Raw genomic sequence first — 2,414 nt, 5'->3', positions numbered from 1 at the left:
CACGGCCGATCTGCGCATGCGTGTGCTCGGCGACCTCCGGCGAGATCAGCTGCGGCGTGCCGGCGGCTTCGGCCAGCAACTGGGTGCGGGCGGCGTTTTCGAGTGCGATGTACCACCAGGCCACCGCCTCGACCGTGGGGCCCGCCGTGAGGATGCCGTGGTTCTTCAGGATCAGCGCCTTGCGGGTGCCGATGGCCTGGGCAATGCGCCGGCCCTCGTCCTCTTCGAACACCACGCCTGTGAAGTCGTCGAACAGCGCGTGGTCGTTGTAGAACACGCAGGCGTCCTGCGTCAGCGGGTCCAGCAGCCGGCCCAGCGTGGACCAGGCCTTGCCGTGCAGCGAATGGGTGTGGGCCGCGGCGATGACCTGCGGGTGCGCCTCGTGGATCGCGGCATGGATCGCAAAGGCAGCCTGGTTCAGCGGCCCGCGGCCGACGACGATCTCGCCTCGCGAATTGACCAGCAGCAGGTCCGACACGCGGATGCGGCTGAAGTGCAGGCCAAACGGGTTGACCCAGAAGTGGTCCGGCAGCGCAGGGTCGCGGGCGGTCACGTGGCCGGCCAGGCCGACGTCGAAACCCTGGCGCGCGAACAGCCGGAAGGTGATGGCCAGCTTCTCCTGGCGGTGGCGGCGCTCCTGCGCCACGTTGCGCGCGGGCAGGGCGGATTCATCCCACCAGAAGTGCTGGCGCGGCGGCGTGTTGACGGCCAGGCCTTCGAGCGGGTCAAAGTCGACCTGCAGCCCCGGCGCTTCGTTCAGTACGGCGCTCATTGGCGCACCCCACGACCTACGGTCGGCCCCGCCAAGCGGGGATGAGCCCCCTCGGGCGGCCGGGCGGGGCTCACTGGAGCACCCTCCGCTTCGCGGGTCCCTCCGAGAGGGACGCGAGCGCGCCCTTCGGGCGGCCGGGCGGGCGCGCTCATGCCGGCTGCACCCCAACGCGGCGGTGCCACCACATGCCCAGACGCGAAAGGCACCAAGCCGCGCGATGGGCCAGCGCGCGGAGGCCGAAGGGATGCAGGGCGGTGGTCATGGCATGGGTGTGGGTGAGCAGGCGAACGGCGTGGCGGTAGTAGGCGTCGCTGTAGGTGCGCGGGAAGCGCCGGTCGCGGTCGCTGCCCTGGTCGAACGGCGGCGCGGTGGCCTGGTCGGCCACCTGGTCGTGGAACTGGGTGCCGCGGATCGGGTAGGCCAGCGTCACGGTGAACAGGTCCGGCCGGGCCTCGCGCAGGTAGCGCTCGGTGGCGACGATGTCCGATTCGGTCTCGCCCGGGTAGCCCAGCATCAGGAAGGTGCCGGTCTGGATGCCGGCGTCCGACGCGGCGCGGATCATCGCGGTGACCTGCTCCACGCGCACCTGCCGCTTCATCGCGTCCAGGATGCGCTGCGAACCGCTCTCGGCGCCGATCCACACGCGGGTGCAGCCGCTGCGCGCGAGCAGTTGCACCACGCGCGCGTTCATGCGGTCGGCCCGCGTGATGCATTCGTAGCGGATGCGCAGGCCCGCTGCGTCGAGCGCGTCGGCAAAGCCGGCCAGCCAGTTGTGGTTGATCGTGAACACGTCGTCGACGAACCAGAACTGGTCCGGCGCGTACTGCCTGACCAGCTTGCCCAGCTCGGCCACCACCTGCTGTGGCGAGCGGCGGCGGTAGCTGGTGCCGTAGACCGCGCGGCTGCACCAGCTGCACTTGTACGGGCAGCCGCGCTGGGTGCTGATGTTCAGCGAGGTTTGCCCATGGGCACTGCGCCAGGCCTGGAAGTAGGGCTGCAGGTCGATGCGGTGGCGCGCCGGCTCGGGCAGCTCGTCCAGCTCCGGCACGAATTTCCGCTCGCCGGTGAACACCGGCTGGCCCTGCGAGTCGGCGTGGATCAGGCCGGGAATGGCGGCCAGCGCAGCGGCATCCCGGCAAGCGGCGGCCGGCAAGCGGGCCACGTCGGCCATGGTCTGCTCGCCTTCGCCGACCACCAGCAGGTGCGCGCCGTGCTGCAGGTAGTCGGCCGCGTTGTGGCGCACGTCCGGGCCGCCGAGCACGATGGTCGGGCCGCCTTCGCCGCCGCCCAACGCGGCGATCAGGCGCAGCACCGAGCGGCGCGTCATCAGCGTCACATAGAAGGCGATCAAACGCGGGCGCAGCGCACGCACGCGCTGCACGAAGCGCTCGGCATTGAGGAAGGTGGCATCGATGACCTGGTGATCGATGCCGTCCCTGTCCAGCCAGGCCGAGATGGACAGCAGGCCCAGCGGCGGATAGGGCCGCATGATGCGCTGCTCGATCGCGTCGTCGGCGATGAAGTAGCCGTGGGTGAGGATCAAGCTCATCGTCAGCGCCTGCGGTATTGGATCAACACATGGTCGGAAAGGCGCGCGCCCCAGGCAGCGGTCAGCCAACGCCGGTCCAGCCGTTCCATCAAC

General features: G+C 70.4%; 2 protein-coding genes. Both read right to left on the bottom strand.

Annotated features, from left to right (window positions below; translation table 11 throughout):
* A partial coding sequence (locus FKP22_RS27400; RefSeq protein ID WP_141291123.1) for a class II aldolase/adducin family protein occupies nucleotides 1–772 on the bottom strand: 772 nt, incomplete at its 3' end.
* Between the two features lie 148 nt (nucleotides 773–920).
* Nucleotides 921–2,321: a B12-binding domain-containing radical SAM protein gene (locus tag FKP22_RS27395; RefSeq protein ID WP_141291121.1), complete on the bottom strand. Its 1,401-nt coding sequence runs from the start codon at nucleotides 2,319–2,321 to the stop codon at nucleotides 921–923.
* Nucleotides 2,322–2,414: the final 93 nt, after the last annotated feature.

This window comes from Ideonella azotifigens (genome assembly GCF_006519715.1).
GTDB classification, from domain to species: Bacteria; Pseudomonadota; Gammaproteobacteria; order Burkholderiales; family Burkholderiaceae_C; genus Ideonella; species Ideonella azotifigens.
The sequence above is the reverse complement of the archived record's forward strand: the minus strand, read 5'-3'. Positions and strand labels throughout refer to the sequence as shown.

Excerpts from the sequence above, each read along its gene's own strand:
- FKP22_RS27395 (WP_141291121.1), bottom strand. The coding sequence starts at position 2,321 with ATGAGCTTGATCCTCACCCACGGCTACTTCATCGCCGACGACGCGATC.